The organism is Leptothoe sp. ISB3NOV94-8A, assembly GCF_043421595.1.
GTDB lineage: Bacteria > Cyanobacteriota > Cyanobacteriia > Phormidesmidales > Phormidesmidaceae > Leptothoe > Leptothoe turfae.
In genome coordinates, this window is record NZ_JAXSQW010000001.1 from 2,898,589 (window position 1) to 2,921,058 (window position 22,470).

The following is a 22,470-nucleotide window of genomic DNA, read 5'->3' on the forward strand; positions in this document are numbered from 1 at the left end:
CCTACCAATAATTATCAAGAGGATATTTCCATGCAACAGCGTCGTCTCAACGCCTATCTGAATCTTATTCAAGAACTGTTAACCTGCCCCAAAGGTGAAGAATGGATTCGGCTTAAGCAGCATGAGCATTTAGTGGATTCTGAGCTGCTTCAAGTCATGGAACAAGTGGCCTCACAACTGTTGCGAGAGGGCAATCGCCAGGCTGCTATTTTTTTACACAATTGGGCGGCAAAACTTCACCATATTTTAGTTAAAGAAACGCCAATACCCAAACTGGACGATGATAAGTCCCAGGCATATTTAGCCCTGATACAGGATCTGTTAAGTTCTTCAGAAGACGATAAAGAACATCTGTTAGCCAAGCACCATGATTTAATTGGACCAGGGTTGGTCCATCAGATGCAACAGGTGGTTCAACAACTTAAACAACAAGGATCAGATGAGTCAGCCGACTATTTACAACATCTGGCAGATGAGCTCAACCAAGCATGGATTGCAGCTCACGCCTTTCAGCCTGAGCTGCAAAAAGAGTCTTCCCATGTACCCTTGAAAACAGCTGATTCTGCAACAGAAAATACAGACCAGAGTTCTAAGGTGGCAGACGCTAAGGACGTTGCTAACGAAGATGAAGGCGACAGCCCATCACAGCCGATAGTGTCCACACAGCCGCTGACCACGTCATTACAGCTCAAGGTGAATCAGCAACTGGCGGATGCAATTTCTGAAATATCACAGGCGCTACACCAACTCAATCAAACCATTATGGCTCAATCCCATACGACAAACCCACTGTGGTATATGGATGTGTTAGAGCGGGCGGCAACAGCACAGTGGTTGCTGACCACTGACGAGATTGAGCAACTGATTGGAGTTAAGCCTAAGTGCCATGGAAAAGACAAAATCTATCAGCGAGGTACATGGACGTTTGTAAAAGTTGGTAAACTTGGTGCTCAGACTGCCTGGAAAGTGACTAAAACTCGTCTAGATGCTGCGCCGCCATCTCCCATAATAAATAATCCAGATACTAGCCAGCAGCCTAGCTATCGTCAGACACATGAAATTAAACCCAGTCTATCCCTGGCGAAACATCCTCCACTTAAACAAACTGCCTTAAATAATGGTTCATCCGATAGTGACCAGACCGATTTATTGGAAATACCCGAAATGGACGATGTTTGGGCATAATGGATAGGTCGCTACTGGAGATGCCTAATGGCTGATTCGGACCATTTCAGGGGTTTATCAACAGCCATAGAAACAGATAGCAAAGCTGTTTTCGAAGTCGTAGAACAATCAATATTAGGTCTGTGGGAGGTGGTGAACAATTTAACAGCCCTACGTCCTCCTAAGCGAGCTCGCTATCGGGTCACAATTTTTGGATCGGCTCGTATGGCACCAGGGAGCGAACTCTATCAAGAGGTTAAGCAGTTAGCAAGTGAATTAACCCTACTGGGCTGTGACATTGTCACGGGGGGTGGCCCTGGTTTAATGCAGGCAGCGAATGAGGGCAGTGTCTTAGCCGACCCCAATGATCAGGTCAAATCCATTGGAATTCGAGTTGATTTAAAGCACGAGCAAGCCACTAACCCATTTGTGGAAGAGGCTTACTGTCATCGTACATTTTTCTCTCGACTACACCACTTTGTTCTAATGTCGGATGCTTTTGTCGTGATGCCAGGTGGTATTGGCACAACCTTAGAAGCGCTGATGATTTGGCAGCTACTGCAAGTGCGTAAACTCGATCAAACACCGTTTATTTTGGTTGGTTCCATGTGGAAAGGGTTATTGGACTGGACCCAGACCAGCATGCTTGATGAGCAAACGCCCATGATTGATCCAGCCGATATGGCTATCCCTCGCTGTGTGGAGCGGTATGAAGATGCGATCGCGATCCTCCGGGCCTCTCAGCAACGTTGGCAGCAGGCACACCCCGCCGCTTAGACCATTGGTGTAAGTTTAGCCCTCATCATAAAATCTCCTTGGATCGCATGAAACCCTCAAAAGCATGGTTGTTCTAAGGGTTTGTTATCACCTAAAAAGAAAACTCTTTAGCAAAAGACTGACGGGTGACAGGCTGTTCTAATACAAGACCTTCACCCCCCAGTGGATGGGCGTCATCAATTAGATGCCCTGCCACTGATAAATAGACTTTTGCATTGGGGTCCAGGCTTGTGGCGGTATAAATGACCTGGGCAACTCGATAGATCATTGAACTGGAGCCCCCACCATAGGTGAATTCCTGGGATAAATTCACATAGATACCCCTAGAATTGGTGGTCAAACTGAGTAACTGGGTGTTTTTAGGAATAGCGGTGAAGGCATCGTCGATCTTCACTGAGCCTGCCAGCAACATTTCCATGGCTTCAGTCAGCATCACTGCTGGAGATGCTTGCGCTTCTACTGATAGCGGTTGAGGTAAGAGCTGCTCTTGCTGATTGGAAATGCTCACCCAGTAGGTTTGGGGCTGCACGATGACTAAGGCAGCCAGCTCCGCTGGTAAGGACGAGTTGAGCCTTGCGATCGCATCCGACAAATCTAGACTCTCTACCCTCGTTATCCCCCCTGACACATAGTCAGTTTGTTGAGACGTCCACCAGTATCCCCAGCCTGCCAAACCACCCAAGATAATGGCCACTAGATACATTTCTAGTGTTTTCCAATTGAAGGGATGTAAGGTCTTTTGTGCGCTCATAGCTTGCTCCAGAAACAACTGTTCTGATATTCATCTACGACAGATATTTCTATGGCAGATATTGACTAAACCCAATCAGGATTGCCGTTGCTGATTTATTGCCGTTGCTGATTTAGAGAATGAATCGATCTGGCAAGATCGCCCTATATCAGGATTTTTGAGCTTAAATCTTCTTAAGAATCAGCAACACCCCAGAATTTATCAAGCGTGTTTATTGAGCTTAACCATTGTCTTCAAGCTAACTCAACAATTTGAGGATTTTATGTAGACAGTGATGCCTCTTAATTCAGACTTCTGAACAGTTGTTTCACCACATTTTCAGAATTACTTATTAGGCTAGGATTAAGCAAAGTTAAGGAATGTTCGCCTCCATCATGGCAATACGTCATCTCACTAAGGCTGAAGTCAATCAGTTACTACTCACACTGACCCTGGCCGGATACATCCCCGAACGGGACTTTAAAATTGATGAAAATGGTCAAATTTTGGCAAAACAAGAGATTATGCCAATAATACGCCGTATCCCGGCATGGTCTGAATCCGATAACAGATTGCTCAATGAGCCATCAACGCCTGCCGCGTCATCCCTGAGTCCCCAATGTTCTAACTAAAGTTTTTAACGTGATATATGGCCGGGAGCCCTATAAAATTAAGTTTTATTTAAAAAATAAACTTAATGGTTTTATCTATGATTAGTAGGGTCCACAGAGCTTTAAAAAACCCGTGCATAGAACGACTTCACTCCCTCAAACGCCGTCGCTTCTTGCTCACTCCTCTCCCATGAGTGTTGCAATTTACAAACACCTGTCTAAGTCATCTTGAACTCGCGTTAGCGTGGGCCAATAGACCCATGACCCAATAGTGGCCTGATAGCGCTAATTTTTGGTGTGGTAGTTGCAGTAGGGGAGTTAAGCGTGAAGATTCTCCTGGTTGAAGATGACACTATTTTAATAGAAGCATTGGTTAGGGCTTTGACAGCAGAGCACTATGCTGTCGACGTAGCGACTGATGGTCAAACAGGCTGGGAATTGGCCTCCGTTGACGTCTATGACTTAATTTTGCTAGATGTCATGTTGCCAAAACTGGATGGCATGAGCCTTTGTCGTAAATTGAGGGCCCAGGGCATTCAGACATCCATTTTATTGCTGACGGCCCAGGACAACAGCAGCAGCAAAGTACTGGGGCTGGATGCCGGGGCTGACGACTACGTGACCAAGCCCTTCAACCTGGCGGAGCTGCTGGCACGTATTCGAGCACTACAGCGACGGGAGTCGGGCACGCTGCTGCCGGTACTGACCTGGGAAGAACTATCCCTGGACCCTAGCCCCCGTGAAGTCACCCATCGGGGTAAGCCCATTTATCTAAGGCCACGGGAATACGATCTACTAGAACTTTTTTTGCGTAATCCCCAACGCGTGTTTAGTCGTGGGGCCATTCTCGATCACCTGTGGTCCTTTGAAGGATCCCCCGGTGAAGAAACGATCACCGCCCACATCAAGGGGCTACGGCAGCATTTAAAAGCAGCTGGTGTACCCCATGACCCCATCGAAACGGTGTACGGTATTGGCTATCGACTCCATGCAGAAACATCAGAACTATCGTCTGAAGTGGTAAGCCAGGCTAATGCGGCGACCATGGCAATTTGGGAACGAGCTAAACAACGCCTGAGCAAGCGCATTGCGGTCATTGAAAAAGCCACCTCTGCCGGTGTTAGCAATACCCTAGCTGAAGACCTGCGACAGCAAGCCGAGACAGAGGCCCACAAGCTAGCGGGGTCCTTAGGCATGTTCAATTTTGATCTGGGTTCAAAGCTAGCCCACAAGGCTGAACAGGCCTTCCAAAACTGGCCAACGCTCCCTGATCATGAGCGCACGCAACTGGCCGACTTAATTGGTCAACTACGGCATACGGTCCAACGTGCTGTACATAGTGACACCCCCACCCTGTTTTATCCCAAACCAGCACCGCCCCAAGGCGCTGCCTTGACCATCCATACGGCATCCTTGTTGATTGTTAGCCCGCATGAAGACTTCCAGGCCGAATGTGCAGCCGCATTAGCGAATGTGGCCACTGATTGGACACTACAGTTGCAAGCCGATCCCATTGAGGCCCTGACGCTGCTGAATAGCCATCGCCCAGATGTGGTTATTTTAGATTTGTCAGCGACCGATGATCATCCAGAAACGGTATCCCTCAGCCCTGATATGGTGGCCTTCTTGGCTGAGCTACAGGCCTCAACTCCCCCTGTGCCAGTATTACTGCGCACCGAGCACGGTAGCCTGCTAGATCGGGTCAAGGCTTCCCAATTAGGGGGACGGGGATTTATTCCATCGACAACACCTGCATCAGCCGTTGTGGAGACCGTCATTGATCTCTGGATGCGCTCCCACGCCCACATAGCTAAGGTTTTGGTCGTCGATGATGACCCCCAGATTCTAGACGCCATGGGAGGTCTTTTAAAACCCTGGGGGTTAAAAGTCTTTACCTTGGTGGACCCACGGCTGTTTTGGGATGTCTTGAATGAAATCCAACCGGATGTGCTGGTGCTCGATGTTGAAATGCCCCATGTGGATGGTTTGGCCCTATGCCAGGTGGTCCGCAGCGACTTACGATGGTGCCATATTCCCATTCTGTTTCTCACCGCCCATGCCGATGTTGGCACCAAGCACCAGGTATTTGAGATGGGGGCTGACGATTATGTTTCCAAACCCATTGTTGGGCCAGAACTTGTCACCCGCATCCTGAATCGTTTAGAACGGGCAAGGATGACACAATCTCAGATAGAGATTGATACGTTAACGCGCCTGGCCAATCGTCATCAGGCGATTCAGACCGTGACCCAGGCCTTAGCGCAAGGCCAACAACACCATCAAAGGGTGTGCATTGCGATGCTATCCCTCGATCATCTAGATGCCATTAATCGCCATTATGGCTATGACTTAGGTGACAAAGTGCTCGTACATTTTGCCCATCTTCTCCACCAAACGTTTGTGGGTGATGATGTGGTAGGGCGCTGGGCGGGACGCTTATTTATCGTGGCCATGTATGGTCTCACCATTGAGGAGGCCATGCATCGGTTACGCACCGTGCGCAAACAGCTTCATCAGGTGCCACTGCCTCAACAGAGAAACAGCGAATTTTCTAGAGATCAGTCGACTGAAAAGCCTCAACCTTATCTATCACCCATCAGCTTTAGTGCTGGCTTAGCGATCTATCCGTCAGAGGACCAGGCATTATCAGATAATTGGCCCGTGGGTGATCATGTCAGTCTGGTGATTAAGGCGCTGAAACGTTTAGAGCGAGCCCAGCCTGGCCATAGTTTATCGGTTTAAAAGTCAGGGAGATTCCCCCTATGTGGCGCTTATTACGACGATCTGCTCTCTGGCAAGCGACGTGGTTACCCGCAGTGGTGGGAGCTGGTACGCTTCCCATTGTCTTGTTTTTTTGGCAATCTCTCAAGATCCACGAACAAACTCACATTCACCAACAGGTGGATTTTGCCAGAGTCAGTATTAGTCGGGAAATTCGCTCTCAGACTGACAACCGCATCCAGGCGTTGATGCGGTTATCACGTCGGTGGGAGACCCAAGACGGACTTTCACAGGAAAACTGGACGATTGATGCCGAGAGTCTGCTGCATGACTACCCTGGTTATCAGGCCATTGAGTGGGTTGATCCAAATTTATATGTCCGTTGGATTGTTCCCATGGCGGGTAATGAAGCCGCCCAAGATTTTAACCTCGTTACCGATCTTGAACGAAAAGCAACCTTGGAATTGGCTCGCACAACTCGCACCATGACTGTGTCGTCCATGGTGGATTTGGTGCAGGGTGGGAAAGGGGTTTTGGTCTATTCGCCCCTCTTCCTCGCCTCTGATCAATCATTTGATGGGTTTATTTTAGGGGTGTTTCGGGTGCAGCATCTGGTCGATACCATTTTGAGCGATCAGGTGACTGATGATTATGCGATCGCAATCCAACAAAATGGCACTGAGATTTATCGCCATCTCCCGACTGACACACCTCAATCGGCGACCACGAGTCTACGAAATCGCTGGAGTCAGCATGCTGAAATTGACATCCATGGCACTATTTGGGAGCTAGAAATTTGGCCAACATCAGCGCTATTGGCCCATGAACAGTCTCCCCTACCCACGGTGATTTTAGTCAGTGGTTTGTTGCTGTCCGGGTTAGCTACATGGGTGGTTTGGCTAACCCAAAAATCTCAGCAACGCTACCAGCAACTGGTTACTGAAAGTACTGAACGCCAGAGAGCTGAACAAGATTTAGAAAGATTCTTTAGTCTATCGGTGGATTTACTTTGTGTCACTGGCACGGACGGCTACTTTAAACACATTAATCCCGCTTTTGAAAGAACCCTAGGTCATCCGACAGAGGTCTTTCTCTCTCAACCATTTATCAACTTTGTTCATCCAGATGATCAGGCATCCACCCTGACTGAAATGGAAAGCCTGACGAATGGCCAGGCCACCCTGAGTTTTGAAAATCGCTATCGGTGTCGTGACGGTAGCTACCGCTGGCTACACTGGGCCGCTTTCCCTGCTACCAAAACCGGTCTACTCTACGCGGTGGCCCGAGATACTACCGACCGCAAAATCACAGAAGAAAACCTCAAACAGTTTAGTGCCAACCTCAAGCATCTACACCGCATCAACACAACCCACTATGAAACCTTTGATGCATTATTTGCCGATTGTCTAGAAACCGGTCGGCAAATTCTCGGATTAGAAACCGGCATCATTAGTCAGGTGACGGGGCAAACCTATACCATTCGCTCAGTGCAGTCAGACTTAGACTCTCTAGTGGCCAATCAATCCTTTACCCTGAGCAACACCTACTGTGCAGCGGTCGTTAAGGGGCAACAAACCGTTACCTATAAGCATGTGGGTGGTCATGCGGTGATGAAAGGGCACCCGGTTTATCAAAACCTTCATCTGGAGAGCTATCTCGGCACGCCCATTTGGGTGAATGGCGAGATATATGGCACCCTCAACTTCTCATCTACCCAGATTCATGAGCATGAGTTCTCTCGCCATGAACAAGAGATTATTGAGTTGATGGCCCAGAGCATTGGCCGATTTTTGGCCACCGATCTCGCTCAGCAACAACAGCGAGCGATTGAAGAAGCCTTGCGAGAGAGTGAAGCCCGTTTTCGTATGATGGCCAACAGTGCACCAGTGCTGTTGTGGATGACCGGCACCGATACCCGTTGCACGTTTCTGAACCAAACCTGGCTGACGTTTACCGGTCGTCAGCTAGAACAAGAATTAGGTAACGGTTGGACTGAGGGCATTCATCCTGAGGATCGCGATCACTTTCTTGACACCTACATTAAAGCCTTTGATGCCCGTAGCACCTTTGAGCTGGAATATCGTCTGCATAGGGAAGATGGCCAATACCGCTGGTTATTGAGTCGTGGGGTACCCAGGTTTAGATCTGACGACAGTTTTGCTGGGTATATCGGCACCTGTATTGACATTAGCGATCGCCATGAAGTAGAAAAACTCAAAGATGAATTTATTTCCGTTGTCAATCATGAGCTACGCACACCTCTGACCTCGATTTTAGGATCGTTAGATCTTTTGGCCAGCGGTGTCTTAAGCACTCAACCTGAAAAAGGACAGCGCATGCTACAGATTGCGGCTAACAATGCCGATCGATTGGTGCGTTTGATTAACGACATGCTGGATATTGAACGCATTGAGTCCGGCAAGATGACCCTAAATAAGCAGGTGTGTGATGGGGCCAAACTCATGCAAACGGCAACGGATGAAATTCACACCCTAGCCACACAATCGGGTATCCAGCTTGTCGTGACTCCACTGCCTGTGCGGATTTGGGCTGACCCCGATCGAATTATTCAGGTCTTCACCAATCTCCTCAGCAACGCCATTAAGTTTTCCGGCGAGGGCACAACCGTAGAACTTACGGCCAATCTGGAAGATGCCCCAGAAGCAGCTCCCTGTGCAGCCTTACCGGTATCAACCCAACGGGTACAGTTTCAAGTGAGGGATCAGGGTCGGGGTATTCCTCCCGATCAACTCACGACAATTTTTGGTCGCTTCCAGCAAGTGGATGCATCTGATGCCCGTAGACGGGGAGGCACTGGTTTAGGTTTGGCGGTGTGTCGCAGTATTGTTCAGCACCATGGTGGTCGCATCTGGGTTGAAAGTGTTCTGGAGCAGGGCAGCACCTTTTTTGTCAGTCTGCCGGTGTTGCCGCCGCCTACACCAGTGCTGGATGATGACTCACATCATCCCCTGGTCCTGGTATGTGATGATGACCCATCCATACGAATGGTCGTGGAAGCTATGCTGGAGCAGCATAGCTATCGTGTGATTGCTGTTGAATCAGGGCAAGCGGCATTGACCCAAGCCATAGAGCAACAACCTGATGTGATTTTGTTAAACCTACTGATGCCGGAAATGACCGGTTGGGAAACATTGGCGGCGTTGAAGGCGCGATCGCAAACCCAAAATATCCCAGTGATTATCCTCAGCGGTCTCAGTCCTGAAGAAGGGGGCTCGCTGCATTCTGATATCAGCGATTGGATTGTGAAGCCTCCGGATGAAGATGGCCTATTTCAGGCTCTACAACAGGCATTAGCATCATCCCGAAAAGAGATTCAGGTATTGATCATCGAAGATGATCTGGATCTGGCCCAGGTGCTCACAGCTATTTTTGAACGTCACGGCATTACCTCACACCATGCTGCCACAGGACAAACGGGGATTCATCTGATTCAGCAGGTCACCCCCGATCTACTCGTCCTCGACTTGGCCCTACCTGAAAGCAATGGGTTTGCCGTTGTTGACTGGTTGCGACAACATAACCAGCTCTGCCGTGTTCCCCTGGTTATCTACACTGCTCAAGATTTGGATGATACCGAGCGACAGCGCCTGCGCCTGGGGCAAACTTTATTTTTAACCAAAGGTCGTGTTTCCCCCGATGACTTTGAAAAACAAGTGATGCAATTAATCCATCGTGTTACTGATCCCATTGGGTAAAATCGGTGTTGCTGATCCTCGGTATGATGCCATATGAAAAGTCTGGACTGAGTGCAACTATGTCGGATCGACTCGTCCCCTGAGTCAGCAACGCTAAAATCATCAATGGGATAACCATTTTAAGTATCAGTTTTTATGAAACACATTCTAATTATTGATGACGAAGACGATATTCGTGATGTCGCTCAGGTTGCCCTTGAAACCATTGGGGGGTGGCGTGTATCAACTGCTAGCACAGGACCTGAGGGATTAGCCCAGATGCAGGCAGATCCCCCTGATGTTGTTTTACTCGATGTCATGATGCCAGATATGGATGGCATTGAAGTGTTTAAGCGCATGCGGGCTGAGTCGCAAATTCAGGATATTCCTGTGCTGTTGATGACGGCCAAAACTCAAGCGGCTGATCAGCAGCGGTTTTTGAGCCTGGGGGTAACGGCCATTATTACGAAGCCATTTAAGGTAATGTTGTTGGCGGATCAAATTGCTGAAATTTTGGATTGGTAGGGAATATAGGGGGGTACGAGAAGGGTAACGGGGTGGGTTAACCCTATATCGTCCATGCCAAAAAACCGGCAATCTGACTCGCCAAGGTGGTCGGATCAAACGGCTTCGTAATCACCCCAGACGCGCCCGCTTCGTAGAGTCGTCGTCGATCTGACGCCTGGGCCTTCGCCGTTAAAAAAATAATCGGAATCTTTGCCGTTATTGGATTCTTCTGCAATGCCGCCAGCGTCGCCAGACCATCCATACCCGGCATCGCCACATCCAACAAAATCACATCAGGGAGAGTGGCGATCGCCACATCCAACCCCGCCTCACCCGAATTCGCCGTCGTCACAGACCAATCCGTATTCAACGTCAGACCAATTTTGGCAACGGTCTGAATATCAGTCTCATCATCAATCAACAAAACCGTACGACAAGTCATGATGGATTCTCTTAGGTGAACGTCTTAGGCAAAGAAAAACAGAATGTACTCCCCTCACCATGGACGCTGGTCACCCAAATGCGACCCTTGTGATGTTGCACAATCTCACGACAGATTGCTAACCCCAGACCCGTACCACCATGCTTGCGAGTATCCGATGCATCCACCTGTTGAAACCGCTCAAAAATTGTCTCCAGCTTATTTTCAGGAATCCCTCGACCATGGTCAACCACCTTGAAAACTACCTGTTGCGGATGGTCTACAGCCTTGAGAACAACCATTTCCCCCCGAGGTGAATACTTAATCGCATTACTCAGTAAATTTGTTAGCGTCTGTTCAATGTGGTCAGGGTCAGCATAGATATAGGTATCGATAGGCAACACCTGTACCGTCACCCCGTGAGTCTGAGCCATGGGCATCATCGCCTGTGCCGCCTTTTGTAACACCTCCGCCACCTGACACTGTACCTTAATCATCTTGATGCGACCCGACTCAATGCGCTCTAAATCGAGAACATCATTGATCAACCGCGTCAGCCGCTCCGTATTACTTAGAGCAATTTCAAGCAGTTCCTGGCCCTGGGGCTGTAGCTGCCCCAACTGCCCTGTCGTTAAAAGCTTCAGCGCCCCATGGATGGACGTAAGGGGCGTGCGTAACTCGTGGCTAACCACCGAAACAAACTCATTTTTCAGCTGGTCAGCTGCTTTATGATCGCTAATGTCTTGGGTCATGGCAAAACACCCCCTCACTCTGCCATCATGAATATCCGGTTGATAGCTGACACTCACCCAACGGTAAGGGCTATCACTTCCGGGAAACTCCACCTCAAAGGTGACACTTTGGCCGTCGAGCGCCTGTCGTAAATAGGGCTGAATAGTACCATAAATCTCAGGCCCCAAGGCTGTGGCTAAGGATTGCCCCTCTAAGCTTTCATAAGGTACCCCCAACCAATCTTCGTAGGCACGATTATTAAAGCGATAGCACTCCTCCGCATCAATGTAGGCAATCAATACTGGCAGGGCATTGGTTGTTTTGCGCAGTTGCTCTTCACTACGACGAATGGCCGCTTCCGCCTGTAGCCGTTCAGTAATGTCCTGCAGCATAACGGTGTACCATACCAGCCCGTCCTTGGTCCTACTTTTAGAAATAGACGCCTCTGCCGGAAAAATTTCGCCATTTTTACGGCGGCCACTCACGTTACCTCGACGCTCACCCATCCGCAGTGAGGGCACAGAGGACTTGCCAAATTTATCTATATGCTGCCGATGAATGACCTTAAATGCCGCCGGTAGCAATAAATCAAGGGGTTGGTTGATGGCTTCAGCCGCCATGTATCCAAAAATACGTTCAGCCGCCTGGTTAAATAGACGAATAGTCTGGCGCTGATCAACGCAGATAATCGCTTCTCCAGCCAGGTCAAAAATGTTTTCTAGGGTTTGTTGACTATAGTGCTGGGTAATACGGGAACGAGGATGTTCATTGATACTATTGATCGTCGCCAGGATGGATTTTGAAAAATCGCGCTCTTGGAATAGGGTCTGTTCGGTTTGCTTTTGCTCAGTAATATCATTGGCGGCAGCGTAGATTAGATTGCCCTGTGCGATCGCATTCCATACCAAATAGCGATAGCCACCATTGGCACAGCGATAGCGATGGTCAAAGGTAATCGCCTGGTGGTTATGGACTAGCGCATCCAAAGCATGTTGAGTAGCCTCACGATCATCGGGATGCACAAACTCGATCAAAGGCTGGGTGATAGAAGCGAGCGAGGAATACCCTAGAACCTTAGAAAATTGAGGATTAACGTGCTTGAAATAGCCATCAAAATCAGTAATGCACAGCAGACTTGGTGTGATGGCAAAGAATAATTCCAGGTTTTGCCCAAACAAGGGTGGCTTAGCTTGATGATGCTCAGAGCTGACCATAGACAACGTCCGCCACCTCAATGCGAAAGGGTGATCCCGAGTCTATCCTAGCGATCCTTTTCGGGAACACTGATACCTGGGCCTAGTTCTTTACACGCTGTTACAGACCATCCTTAGAATCAAGGGTTTGCTAGCCAACAAAAACCTATATGAATTGCCAATCCTCACATTTTCTTCAGAATTTTCCCGTAGGGTGTAGACGTTAGGAGGCAATGGCAATGCAATATCTCTACAGCTTCGCAAACGTAAGTTTAATTCTAAGGGTGATGGATCGGTTATCGCAGATGATTGGTCTGTCCTTAGAATCTGTGACGGTTATCTATCTAGTTGATCGGTGGGTGCTGCGTCTTAAGTTAAGGAATGCCTTGGGCGCTGATGCAGAGAAAAACTTAATCGCTTTCCTGATGGAAAATGGCATGCCCCATAAGCCATCTATGCAGTTGCGGGATACCCTCCGTGCTTTGGACAAGGGTAAAACGCCCACTGAAGTGATGAGTGAGTATCAGGTGGTTGTGGTTTCCCATGGGGTGCCTGACCCGACAGAGCTGCATGAATTCTGTGCCCGCTTTGTTGAGGGGTTAGGATACTATCCGCCCAGTTTGGTATAGCCCCCAACGTATTCAGCTATTCAGACACACCTATGTATGGTGATTGATTTGATTGAGAATACGGATGGCCAGCTCAGAAGTAGCAACTGATTTGTTAATAAAATCATCCCCGCCAAAGCGAAATGCTCGACCACGGGTGGTTTCTGCTTCATGAACGGTGAGAAACACGATGGGTAGGTTGCGCCAACGGGGATCTGCCCGCAGTAACTGACAGATTTCAAAGCCGTTCATTTCTGGCATGGTGACATCCAGCACTAAGGCATCTGGCTGGATTTTTTCTAGAACTTCCCACAGCTGTTTGGCATTGGTGAGGGGGGTAATATCAAAATTCCAGGGTGTCAGGCTAACCTGTAGCAGTTTTAAGATTTGCGGATCGTCATCAACAATGATGATTTTGGCGGGGGTGGTTTTAGTCCGCATGATTTGCAGAGCTTCTGTCATCAGCTGGGCGGGTGGATGGGTTCGATCCAGTAGCTGACTGGCCCCCTGTTGTACGAGTTGGAGCCGTGACTGGGCGGGCAGGGGTGGCAGGAGCAGCAAAAAGGGGCCGGTAAATTGATCGGTAAAGGTTGCAATATCGTTGAGCAGTTGATTTGGCAGCTCTTCCCCTTGCAGGGATGCCAGGATATCAAAAATAACCAGCTGAGGTTTAAGGGCTTGGAGCAAACGATGGGCGTGGATCAAACTATTAGCTTGACGGACCCGTAAGGATTGCTGTGTTGCCTCTAGACTCAATTGCTCCACCAAAATACTGTCAGAACTAATTAGCAACAGCAGGGGAGCCCCAGCCGCTAAGGTTTCAGTGGCATCTTCCACCGAGGTTTCATCAATTTCGTGGCGCAACTGCTGCACCAGCTGATTAAACTGCATCGACGGAATATTGGTGGATGGAGTGATTTGTAAGAGTTTTTCTAACCGTTGTGCCAGGGTGGACCCCATGGGAAAGCCAAAACTACCTAGTGCCCCCACGAGCTTATGGGCCGTCATTTGGCTGGTTTGGTATAGCTCGCTGCCCAGGGTACCTTGCTCGATTGCGATCGCAGCCTTCTCCAGCACCGCTACCCGCTCCTGCATCACCCCCTGATACTTTTGCCAGGCCTGCTCCACAGCAGCAGTAGTGGTGGATTTTGGTGTGGGTGGCTCCGTCGACTCACTGACATTGAGTCGATAGCCCAAACCATAGACCGTTTTGATTAAATTTTTAGGTGCGCCCACCGCACTCAGTTTTTGCCGTAACCCTTTAATATGGGTCCGGACAGCATCTTCACTGGGGGGATTCTCAAAGGCCCAAAGATCATCAATGATGGCATCTAGACTGTAGACCCGATTAGGCCGCCGTAAAAACAATTCCAACAGTGCAAACTCTTTAGGGGTAAGATGCACCAGCGTTCCGTTGTAGGTGGTTTCACAGGTACTCGGGTCTAGATTAATCCCTCCTAACCGCAATACAGTCGGCAATCCTACTTGTTCACGTCGCAGTAACGCTCGAATGCGGGCATCCAGTTCATCTAAATCAAAGGGCTTGACCACATAATCATCAGCCCCTGCATCTAGGGCTTTTACTTTTTGAGCTGGGGTATCCGTTGCCGATAACATCAAAATCGGTTGCTCATACCCCATTTTCCGAAAGATCTGGCAAAACTCAATACCACTGCCATCGGGCAGATCAAGATCGAGTACCACCAGGTCATAGTTAAACATGTCGAGATATTCTCGAGCACTTTGACCATCGATTGTAATATCCACGGCATAGCGATGATGAATCAGGTGATTAGCCAATGCATCCATCAGCGCTTCATCATCGTCTACCAGCAATATGCGCATCGATACAAGATAGGAAACCTATCTATGGGAAACGTTACCTATCTATATAAGTCGGAAACGGCTTGTATATGAACGAGCTTTTATAAAAATTATTTACCCCAAAGAAAGTAAATAAAGCATCTTAGTTAGTTTGTTGGAGCGACTCAACACAATTCTAGAAGAAATTTCTACAATAGTAAGTAAGGTTTGTAGAGACCCCTCTCTAATTATAGAGACCCCCTCTAACTGTAGGTTAAGCAGAGGACTGTATGCAACAACCTCCCGTAACAATTCCCTATATCATTAGCACTACAGTTGTTATATTAACTGTTGTTGTCGGTGGAAGTGCCACTGCCATGGCCCAATCTGTACCGAGTTCAGCGATTCCAGCAACTCTGGATCAGGCCACCCTGGCAAGACTGGTAGCTGATCTGGCCTATCCCAACAGTGCACAACGGTTTTTTGAAGCTGGCAATGCCCAGCTTGAGCAAGAAATACAGAAACTATCAGGCGAAGAAGAAATCGAGCCATCTTTAACAATCAGTCCCGAAATAGTAGAGCAGTTTAAAGACTGATCTGTTAGCCAAAGAAGGGATGTGAGAAATGAGCTATCTAAATCATAGTTGTAAGTCTATGACCTGTAAGCCCTAAAGTATCAAGATCCAAGCGGGTTAAACTTCCCACAAACATTACTGCACATGTAGTGATTACTGCACATGTAGTGGTCTGAGCCCAAAAGCCATCCCAAAACTGATTTTGAAATATATCATCGAAGCAAAAGGTGTATATGCACATATATGATTGAATCAACGCTTAATTCCCTGGAAGTCGAAGCGGCCTTTGAAGTGAGAGACACCTGCCTGTCTAAGCATTTGCGTCAGGCAGATCGGATTATTATGCAACTGTATGATGAAATGCTCAGACCTCACCGATTGAAGTCAACTCAGTTCACCCTTCTCATTGCCATTCGGCTACAGCAGCCTGTTAATCAGAAAACTCTGGCTGAATGTACGGTGACAGATCGAACCACGTTGACCCGTAATTTAGCATCCCTGGCGCGCCAGGGATTGATTCAAGTACAGCCTGGAACGGATCGTCGGGTAAAGGAAATATCCCTAACAACCGATGGTCATCAGCGGCTGAAAGGGGCATTTCCTGCCTGGAAAAAGGCTCAAAGTCAAACTGAAGAACTTCTAGGCAAAACCAATGTGCACCAACTTTTAGCGGAACTCAGCAAGATTTCAATCAAATTTGCAGCAACCTGATTTTTTGTCGAAATATGTGCATATGCATCTTTTTAAAATACAAGATTTACTTTTACACCCATTGAGAGGTAGTTCTATGGACACGCCTAACAGTTTTTGGTCTTCAATTTGTTTTTAGCCTTGTTGTTTATGCTCTCTTAGCCAAGTGGTACTTGATGCCGTGGCTTGCCAAGAAACTCATCAACCAAGCATTAATCCCGCTAATTATTCCCCATGCATTTCGGTATTTAGGATTAGCCTTTTTAATACCCCAATTAGTGGTCCAACCACTGCCTGGATCTTCTGCTAATGCCGCTACCTATGGGGATTTTATAAGTGGTTTGCTGGCGCTCTTTTTCTTGATAACCCTGTGAGCTGGTTGGAGATTTTCGCTACCATTGGTCTGGTTCTTCAATATTGTTGGCGCAGGGGACTTGATAAATGCTTTTTGTCAGACGGAGGTTGTGCCATATTTCGGGGCAACCTGGTATATTCCAATATTTGTGGTTCCCTTCCTAGGTGAATCTCGTCAAGTGGCGGCACTCAACGTCTAAGTAAAACAGCTCTATCTAGACTGAGAATACTAAGTGTACTGGTCATGGCTTAGTCACCTACTGCCAGCGTCAGTAGGTGCATTCCATAAAGTTGATACAAGCAAGTCGAAATCATGATAATTGGATCTTGCTTACGCACCAGTGCCTAAAATTCTAGGATAATTGGCTGAGCTATAAATTAATCGTCTCCGCAAAATTAACTAGGGTCAAAGTTATACTCCTCCGTTTTTTTTCTAAATCATAATTGTGCTATTTACGACAACTTTAAATTTTGAATTTAATGGGATTTGTAGTCTTATAGCGCGTTATATCGCTTATTTTTGAAATTCATCACCTAAATCTTTAATTTTTTGCGGATATTCAAATTCTTTTGATTCAACATTTTTGCGGAGATTTATGTCAAAAAAGATACGTGAGAATGGTGACGACTTTGCACAGAAGAATCTCTAAACTCGTAAGCGAGAGACAGCAAGGAAAGGCTTAATAAATCTAGTAAAACCTCTTATGGTTGTGAAAAATCTAGAGTTGTTGAGTTCTTGAAAATTGCTACTTCTTCTCTCATCATTGGCTTAAATTCTATGCTTGTGCACAAGCATAGAATTCGTGAGAATCATTTATTGACTTTTGGAGTATTTCATTTATGACTATGCGTCGTTTTGCATTGACCACTGGCTTGGTGGCAGGTACTCTAGCATTCAGTGGTGCCGCCGCATTCGCTGATACGATTAACCTTGGTGGAACAGTGTCTAACTACAGCACTATCTCATCGACGGCCACGGCTGGTGCCGGCAGCCTTAACCTTTATGGTGAAGGGACTGCTACGGCCGATGTTGTTGTCAAAGTAGCTGATATTGCCCTTACGTCTAACAACACAGAGGGTGTTGAGTTAAAGGCTGAAGCTGATAGTGCTTTGACTGGTGGTACTAATGGTGTCACTCTGGCTTATCAAGTGAAACTTGTTGATGATAATGCCACAGCACCAGCAGCTGGGGCTTTCTCCGCTACATCAGATACTGTAAATGTAGATAATACAGACTTTTCCAGCAACGCAGCTAATCAAGACCTATACATTGAGTACGATGGTCCAGAGTACTTAGATCCTGATACTTATAGCTCTACCATTACCATGACTGTAGAAAGCTATCTCTAAAGCACTCTAGACAATATCTAGACACTTAATCCCTAGACACTATTGACGGAGGTGGAGCTAGTCGTGATCCGAACAGGATGCCTAATTGTAGGACTCTGGAGCGTATATCTATTACCTGCTCAGGCTGTACCTACATTAACTACCACTCCGACTATCAACGCAGGGCAGTTGGATTTGGATGGTGAGGGTAATGCATCGACCCATGTGGTGAAAGTAGCTGATATAGCGCTTTCAACTGATAATAGTTCAGGATTAACCTTGACTATCTCATCAGGAGATATTGATCGCATCGGTGGTCAACCCATATTATTCCAAGTTACTACTGTGACCGACAATGCTTCACCTCCCAATAGTGGAGATTTTTCAACCCCCTCTGGCAATAACTACACCTATGTAACCGGTTCTGTCGGAACCGAAAATAGAGATGTGTATATTCTCTATACCCCTTTGCCATTTCAAGATCCTGGCAGCTATACCAGTTCTGTTGACCTTTCTGTTACTGATAATTAACGGTGTTCAGACATTTCTCTTCAGCTCTAACGTTAACCACCTGTTTATTACTAGGTACTGCACGTCCATCCCTCGCATTTCAGTTCAATCCTCTATCCCAGGTATTTACTCCAACGGGTTCAGAAGCTACGCAATCCTATGAGATCGTTAATGATACAGATGAGCCCATTGCCGTTGAAGTTTCTGTCGTTCTGAGCGAAATGGACTTGACAGGAGATGAGAATTTTACCCCTGCGGAAGATGACTTTTTAGTCTATCCTCCACAAATGATTCTAGCACCTGATGAAATACAAATGGTGCGAGTGACATGGCTGGGTGATCCAACCCCGACTCAGGAATTGACCTATCGCTTAATTGCAGAACAACTGCCTATTCATTTGGTGGATCCTGAAGCACCAATTCCTAACGAAACCCGTGGAGAGATAAAACTTTCTTTTCGCTACATATCTAGCGTGTTTATTCGCCCCCAAAATGTAGCTCCTGATGTCAGCCTGGTATCGGTAGAACCAACCGTAATTGATTCAGGTGAGACCAAGCTATCTGTCGTTCTTGAAAATCAAGGAGATGGTAATGCGCGGTTAAGTGACTGGCAGTTAGAAGTGGCTGGTCAAGGGCAAACGGTGCAGCTTACTCCTGCTTTAGCAAAAGAAATGAATAGCCGAGTAATACTGCCGGGACAACAGCGGCAGTTTGATCTTCCCTGGCCCGAAGGACTGCCCATTGGGGATGTAATGGCTACTTTTCAGTTTGAAAATTAATTCTATAAGTTGATTGGCTTTGCCATGCTCCCGCTTGTGTTTGATACGTCTGCTGCTGTTCCCGCAGACGTAAGCCCTATTCCTGCCAATGTTAACCCTGAGTTATCCGGAGAACTATTTAAAGAGAATATTGACCAACAGTCCTTATCGGTGATTGAGGTACAAGAATCAGCTGTTCTCTTCTCTTCAAAAAAGAATATAAAAACAGATCATCCTCACACTAGATCACAAACAATTTCTCAATCTCCAGATAATGCTGTACTGGATGAAGCTCAACTATTTGAACAGGTATTTGGACAACCTTCTGAGCTCTACTCTACTCAAATAGAAGTGCCCCTAATCCTTAATGGTCGCTTTGCTGGGAATATTTTTGTTCATCCCCACAATGAAGTTGTCCATATAACGATAGCTGGCAACGCATTTTTGACATTAGCGCAAGATAGCTTGGGAGAAAGCACACAAAAGAATGTGCAATTGGCTATTGCTGCGGATGATCAACTAAGTTTATCAATTCTTCAGAGCGAAGGGTTAGAAGTCAATTTTGACCGCAGACGTTTAGAACTTCAAGTTAATGTACCTTCTGAGCTAAGGCTCACCAATACTCATAGCCTTAACGTCCCCCCAGATAATCCTGGTGAGTTTGCCTTAACGTTACCCGGCCAGCTGAGTGGGTATCTGAATCTCAGGGGCAATCAGAAAATTAATTGGACAGATGACACTAGGCTAGAACCCTTGGGTTTACAATTTGATGGTGCAATTAATTGGCAGGGCTGGGTATTAGAAGCCTATGGTCAAGCTACAGTAGGCCAGTCATGGCAATTTGATCGACTCAGTGTTGTTCGAGATGCGCCTGATCAAGCAATTCGCTATACGTTCGGGGATTTGTCCGTACCCACAGCAGGGTACCAAATGAGCCCATCACTATTGGGAGTTTCTGCTGCTCGTAATTTTTCGCTACAGCCATTTCGAGTAGCACGCCCCACTAGCCGCTATAGTTTTTTTTTGGAACGGCCCTCAACGGTTGAAGTATTTGTTAATGATAATTTAATAACAACACTACGCCTAGAGGCTGGTCCACAGGATATTCGCGACTTACCTCTAAAGACGGGTATTAACGATATTCGCTTAGAAATTGCAAATGATTTAGGACAGACAGAAACCCTTAACTTCTCCACTGGGATCGCTGGTGACCTGTTAGCTGAAGGTGTTCACCAGTTTGCATACAACGCTGGCTTTCCTACCATCGAACAGCAACCGTTAAAATCCTATGATTTATCACGGCCTACATTATCCATGTTTCACCGAGTAGGCTTTACTCCTAATTTAACGTTAGGTGGTTACTTACAAGGAGATATTACTCAACAAATGGCTGGCCTAAATGGTACCTGGGCAACTACAGTGGGTAACTTTGGCTGGGATATGGCCGCTAGTAACCATACTGATTATGGGGTAGATATAGCAGGCAAGCTCTTTTATGAATGGCTAGAAGCATCTCAGAACTCGTCTCAAAATCGACAACTACGTTTAGCACTAGAGTATCGAGGTGAAGATTTTTCGATTTTGGGACAAGATACTCCCCAGAATAAGACTGCGCTAAACGTATCCTTTGCATATCAACAGACTCTCTTCGAGAATATTCAAGCTAGATTTAATGGTGAATATCAAATAAAGCGAGAAGGAAGTGATGCCTATAACATTGGTGTGAGTTTAGCTCGTCCATTCGCACAAGGGTTGAACGTTAACCTCGGTTATCACTATGGGCAAGATTCTTCAAGTGAAACGAACCATCGCTTTAGCATTGGCTTTAATGGGGCACTCCCCTTTTCAGGTCAACGATTTAATACACGTACAGAGTTTAACAATACATTAGAACCTCAAAATTCTCTCAATTGGAGTTATTCTCCAAATCACACATTAGGTGCAATAACTCCAAATTTAACCCTGACACAGTCGCCGCAAAGTTATGGACTTAATGGACGTTTACAGTATCAGGGCTACCGCAGTAGCGTAGGGTTAAACCATCAGTTTACGCTACCTCGTGATCAAAAAGACTCCATTGAAAGTAGTTCCACAGTGACTTGGGGGACAGCAATTGCTTTTGTGGACGGTATTTGGGGATGGTCTCGCCCCATTGACAACAGTTTTGCTCTGATCAGCCGTCAGGGAAGTGCCGTAGGAGAAACTATCAAGGTCAATCCTACGTTATCTGGCGATATGGCACAGGCTAATGGCACAGGACCTGCTGTTCTTTCCATGGCACCTTATACCTTAACTGAGGTATCTCTGGATGCACCTAGCCTGAGTCTAGGAGAAGATTTGGGCCAAACGAGTTATCAACTCTTACCCACCTATCGTAGCGGTACGTTGATTACAACAGGAACTGAAGCGACTGTGTTTTTGCGAGGTGTATTAGTTGACCAAAGACAGGAACCTGTTACTCTACAGCAAGGATGGATAGAGTCTTTGTCGGATTCTAACTGGCCTGCTATTGAATTCTTCACTAATCGCACTGGTCGTTTTGTAGCGCCTGGCTTAAAGCCTGGTATCTATCGCCTCCATCTATCTAAAAATGATGGAGAAAATCTTGAGTTTGAAATCCCTGAACAGCAACAAGGCAACTTCGATATAGGTACTTTGCAGCTCTTTGAGACTGTACCAGCAGCTCAAAATGATATTTAGATATGCACGCTCGATGTTTCTAGTTCAGGACTAGCCAAATCCATTGTTAATGACGTCGGCTACCTACCAACAAAACATGTTTCGTTGCATTTGATCGTTACATATCTTTTGAGGAACCTCCATCTGTACTAGTCGTGAACTGGGTTGTATTGTCTGCCACGAACTGATTCCTGAAGCTATTCGTTGGAGATTTCAGTCAATCGGATACTTCTTATTAGTGATCTATCAGGGCTTGATTTTGAGGTGAAGGTTCAATGAAGAGTAACGGGTAAAGCGCTGCTCTCCATCGGTATTCACTCTCTACCCTTTATGCTCCCAACCTAATTTTTAGGGTTGATACATTGCTAGAAACTGCGCTCCAATTATTCGACTATTTAGACTATTCAGCCATTTGTCGAAATTATCTCGATAATAAGTGATCAAAGTGCTGAAAAATGCTCAAAATTAGTCAATAAAACTGAACATCGAATATCAATCCTTACCTGTCTTCCTGGGAAATAACTAACTTTCTTCGAAAGATTATTGTTTTGAGTTTGAAAATATCTGTATTTGTCCTTAAAAAATAAGATTAGTTGAACCGACTTGCTTTGAT

The 22,470-nt window shown here is 46.7% G+C and carries 17 protein-coding genes and 1 pseudogene; 14 read left to right on the top strand and 4 right to left on the bottom strand.

The genetic code is table 11. From position 1 onward, the window contains the following. Positions 1-30 precede the first annotated feature (30 nt). Both SPB21_RS12475 and SPB21_RS12480 read left to right on the top strand, forming a co-directional pair. Positions 31-1,185, top strand: a complete 1,155-nt coding sequence (locus SPB21_RS12475; protein WP_499866733.1) for a hypothetical protein — start codon at positions 31-33, stop codon at positions 1,183-1,185. A 27-nt stretch (positions 1,186-1,212) separates the two neighbouring features. Then, positions 1,213-1,941, top strand: a complete 729-nt coding sequence (locus SPB21_RS12480; protein ID WP_499060210.1) for an LOG family protein — start codon at positions 1,213-1,215, stop codon at positions 1,939-1,941. A 91-nt stretch (positions 1,942-2,032) separates the two neighbouring features. Here the strand turns inward: SPB21_RS12480 and SPB21_RS12485 are convergent, their stop codons facing one another. Then, positions 2,033-2,692 (bottom strand): GerMN domain-containing protein, encoded by a 660-nt coding sequence (locus tag SPB21_RS12485; protein WP_163668637.1) that lies wholly within the window; start codon positions 2,690-2,692, stop codon positions 2,033-2,035. Positions 2,693-3,066: 374 nt separating this feature from the next. Here SPB21_RS12485 and SPB21_RS12490 point away from each other — a divergent pair, with 374 nt between their 5' ends. The 4 genes from SPB21_RS12490 (at position 3,067) to SPB21_RS12505 (ending at position 10,223) form a co-directional block, all read left to right on the top strand. Next, positions 3,067-3,303: a hypothetical protein gene (locus SPB21_RS12490; RefSeq protein WP_163668639.1), complete on the top strand. Its 237-nt coding sequence runs from the start codon at positions 3,067-3,069 to the stop codon at positions 3,301-3,303. 303 nt (positions 3,304-3,606) lie between these two features. Continuing rightward, positions 3,607-6,024 carry a response regulator gene (locus tag SPB21_RS12495; RefSeq protein ID WP_490794313.1) on the top strand — a complete coding sequence of 806 codons (2,418 nt, stop codon included), beginning with the start codon at positions 3,607-3,609 and terminating at the stop codon, positions 6,022-6,024. Between the two features lie 20 nt (positions 6,025-6,044). Beyond that, the gene (locus SPB21_RS12500; RefSeq protein WP_499866735.1) at positions 6,045-9,719 is read left to right on the top strand and encodes a response regulator; all 3,675 of its coding nucleotides are present in this window, start codon (positions 6,045-6,047) and stop codon (positions 9,717-9,719) included. A gap of 135 nt (positions 9,720-9,854) precedes the next feature. Then, positions 9,855-10,223: a response regulator gene (locus SPB21_RS12505; RefSeq protein ID WP_163668645.1), complete on the top strand. Its 369-nt coding sequence runs from the start codon at positions 9,855-9,857 to the stop codon at positions 10,221-10,223. Positions 10,224-10,266: 43 nt separating this feature from the next. On the opposite strand, the gene SPB21_RS12510 is transcribed toward SPB21_RS12505, so the two are convergent. Continuing rightward, positions 10,267-10,647 (bottom strand): response regulator, encoded by a 381-nt coding sequence (locus SPB21_RS12510; RefSeq protein ID WP_163668647.1) that lies wholly within the window; start codon positions 10,645-10,647, stop codon positions 10,267-10,269. Positions 10,648-10,658: 11 nt separating this feature from the next. Beyond that, a complete protein-coding gene (locus SPB21_RS12515) occupies positions 10,659-12,572 on the bottom strand; it encodes a PAS domain-containing sensor histidine kinase (RefSeq protein WP_499060216.1) in 1,914 nt (637 codons plus the stop codon). A 212-nt stretch (positions 12,573-12,784) separates the two neighbouring features. On the opposite strand from SPB21_RS12515, the gene SPB21_RS12520 reads away from it, so the two are divergent. Continuing rightward, the gene (locus SPB21_RS12520; RefSeq protein ID WP_499866736.1) at positions 12,785-13,180 is read left to right on the top strand and encodes a hypothetical protein; all 396 of its coding nucleotides are present in this window, start codon (positions 12,785-12,787) and stop codon (positions 13,178-13,180) included. A 30-nt stretch (positions 13,181-13,210) separates the two neighbouring features. On the opposite strand, the gene SPB21_RS12525 is transcribed toward SPB21_RS12520, so the two are convergent. Further along, entirely contained in the window at positions 13,211-15,004 is a 1,794-nt protein-coding gene (locus SPB21_RS12525) for a response regulator (protein ID WP_499866737.1), read from the bottom strand. A 248-nt stretch (positions 15,005-15,252) separates the two neighbouring features. Here SPB21_RS12525 and SPB21_RS12530 point away from each other — a divergent pair, with 248 nt between their 5' ends. The 7 genes and pseudogenes from SPB21_RS12530 (at position 15,253) to SPB21_RS12560 (ending at position 21,878) form a co-directional block, all read left to right on the top strand. Next, complete coding sequence (locus tag SPB21_RS12530) at positions 15,253-15,558, top strand: hypothetical protein (RefSeq protein ID WP_163700008.1); 306 nt, start codon at positions 15,253-15,255, stop codon at positions 15,556-15,558. A gap of 222 nt (positions 15,559-15,780) precedes the next feature. Further along, on the top strand, positions 15,781-16,248 hold the full coding sequence (locus SPB21_RS12535; protein WP_499866738.1) for a MarR family winged helix-turn-helix transcriptional regulator: 468 nt from the start codon (positions 15,781-15,783) through the stop codon (positions 16,246-16,248). Positions 16,249-16,352: 104 nt separating this feature from the next. Beyond that, positions 16,353-16,781: pseudogene (locus tag SPB21_RS12540) on the top strand (DUF8737 domain-containing protein); the annotation flags it as partial. Positions 16,782-17,421: 640 nt separating this feature from the next. After that, positions 17,422-17,931 carry a hypothetical protein gene (locus SPB21_RS12545; RefSeq protein WP_163668656.1) on the top strand — a complete coding sequence of 170 codons (510 nt, stop codon included), beginning with the start codon at positions 17,422-17,424 and terminating at the stop codon, positions 17,929-17,931. Between the two features lie 63 nt (positions 17,932-17,994). Beyond that, positions 17,995-18,441 carry a hypothetical protein gene (locus SPB21_RS12550; RefSeq protein ID WP_499866739.1) on the top strand — a complete coding sequence of 149 codons (447 nt, stop codon included), beginning with the start codon at positions 17,995-17,997 and terminating at the stop codon, positions 18,439-18,441. Between the two features lie 2 nt (positions 18,442-18,443). Continuing rightward, on the top strand, positions 18,444-19,199 hold the full coding sequence (locus SPB21_RS12555; protein ID WP_499866740.1) for a fimbrial biogenesis chaperone: 756 nt from the start codon (positions 18,444-18,446) through the stop codon (positions 19,197-19,199). 24 nt (positions 19,200-19,223) lie between these two features. Next, entirely contained in the window at positions 19,224-21,878 is a 2,655-nt protein-coding gene (locus SPB21_RS12560) for a fimbria/pilus outer membrane usher protein (RefSeq protein ID WP_499866741.1), read from the top strand. Positions 21,879-22,470 lie beyond the last annotated feature (592 nt).

Coding starts and splice junctions, on each gene's coding strand:
- SPB21_RS12475 (WP_499866733.1), top strand. CDS start 31: ATGCAACAGCGTCGTCTCAACGCCTATCTGAATCTTATTCAAGAACTG.
- SPB21_RS12480 (WP_499060210.1), top strand. CDS start 1,213: ATGGCTGATTCGGACCATTTCAGGGGTTTATCAACAGCCATAGAAACA.
- SPB21_RS12485 (WP_163668637.1), bottom strand. CDS start 2,692: ATGAGCGCACAAAAGACCTTACATCCCTTCAATTGGAAAACACTAGAA.
- SPB21_RS12490 (WP_163668639.1), top strand. CDS start 3,067: ATGGCAATACGTCATCTCACTAAGGCTGAAGTCAATCAGTTACTACTC.
- SPB21_RS12500 (WP_499866735.1), top strand. CDS start 6,045: ATGTGGCGCTTATTACGACGATCTGCTCTCTGGCAAGCGACGTGGTTA.
- SPB21_RS12505 (WP_163668645.1), top strand. CDS start 9,855: ATGAAACACATTCTAATTATTGATGACGAAGACGATATTCGTGATGTC.
- SPB21_RS12510 (WP_163668647.1), bottom strand. CDS start 10,647: ATGACTTGTCGTACGGTTTTGTTGATTGATGATGAGACTGATATTCAG.
- SPB21_RS12515 (WP_499060216.1), bottom strand. CDS start 12,572: ATGGTCAGCTCTGAGCATCATCAAGCTAAGCCACCCTTGTTTGGGCAA.
- SPB21_RS12520 (WP_499866736.1), top strand. CDS start 12,785: ATGGCAATGCAATATCTCTACAGCTTCGCAAACGTAAGTTTAATTCTA.
- SPB21_RS12525 (WP_499866737.1), bottom strand. CDS start 15,004: ATGCGCATATTGCTGGTAGACGATGATGAAGCGCTGATGGATGCATTG.
- SPB21_RS12530 (WP_163700008.1), top strand. CDS start 15,253: ATGCAACAACCTCCCGTAACAATTCCCTATATCATTAGCACTACAGTT.
- SPB21_RS12535 (WP_499866738.1), top strand. CDS start 15,781: ATGATTGAATCAACGCTTAATTCCCTGGAAGTCGAAGCGGCCTTTGAA.
- SPB21_RS12545 (WP_163668656.1), top strand. CDS start 17,422: ATGACTATGCGTCGTTTTGCATTGACCACTGGCTTGGTGGCAGGTACT.
- SPB21_RS12560 (WP_499866741.1), top strand. CDS start 19,224: ATGCTCCCGCTTGTGTTTGATACGTCTGCTGCTGTTCCCGCAGACGTA.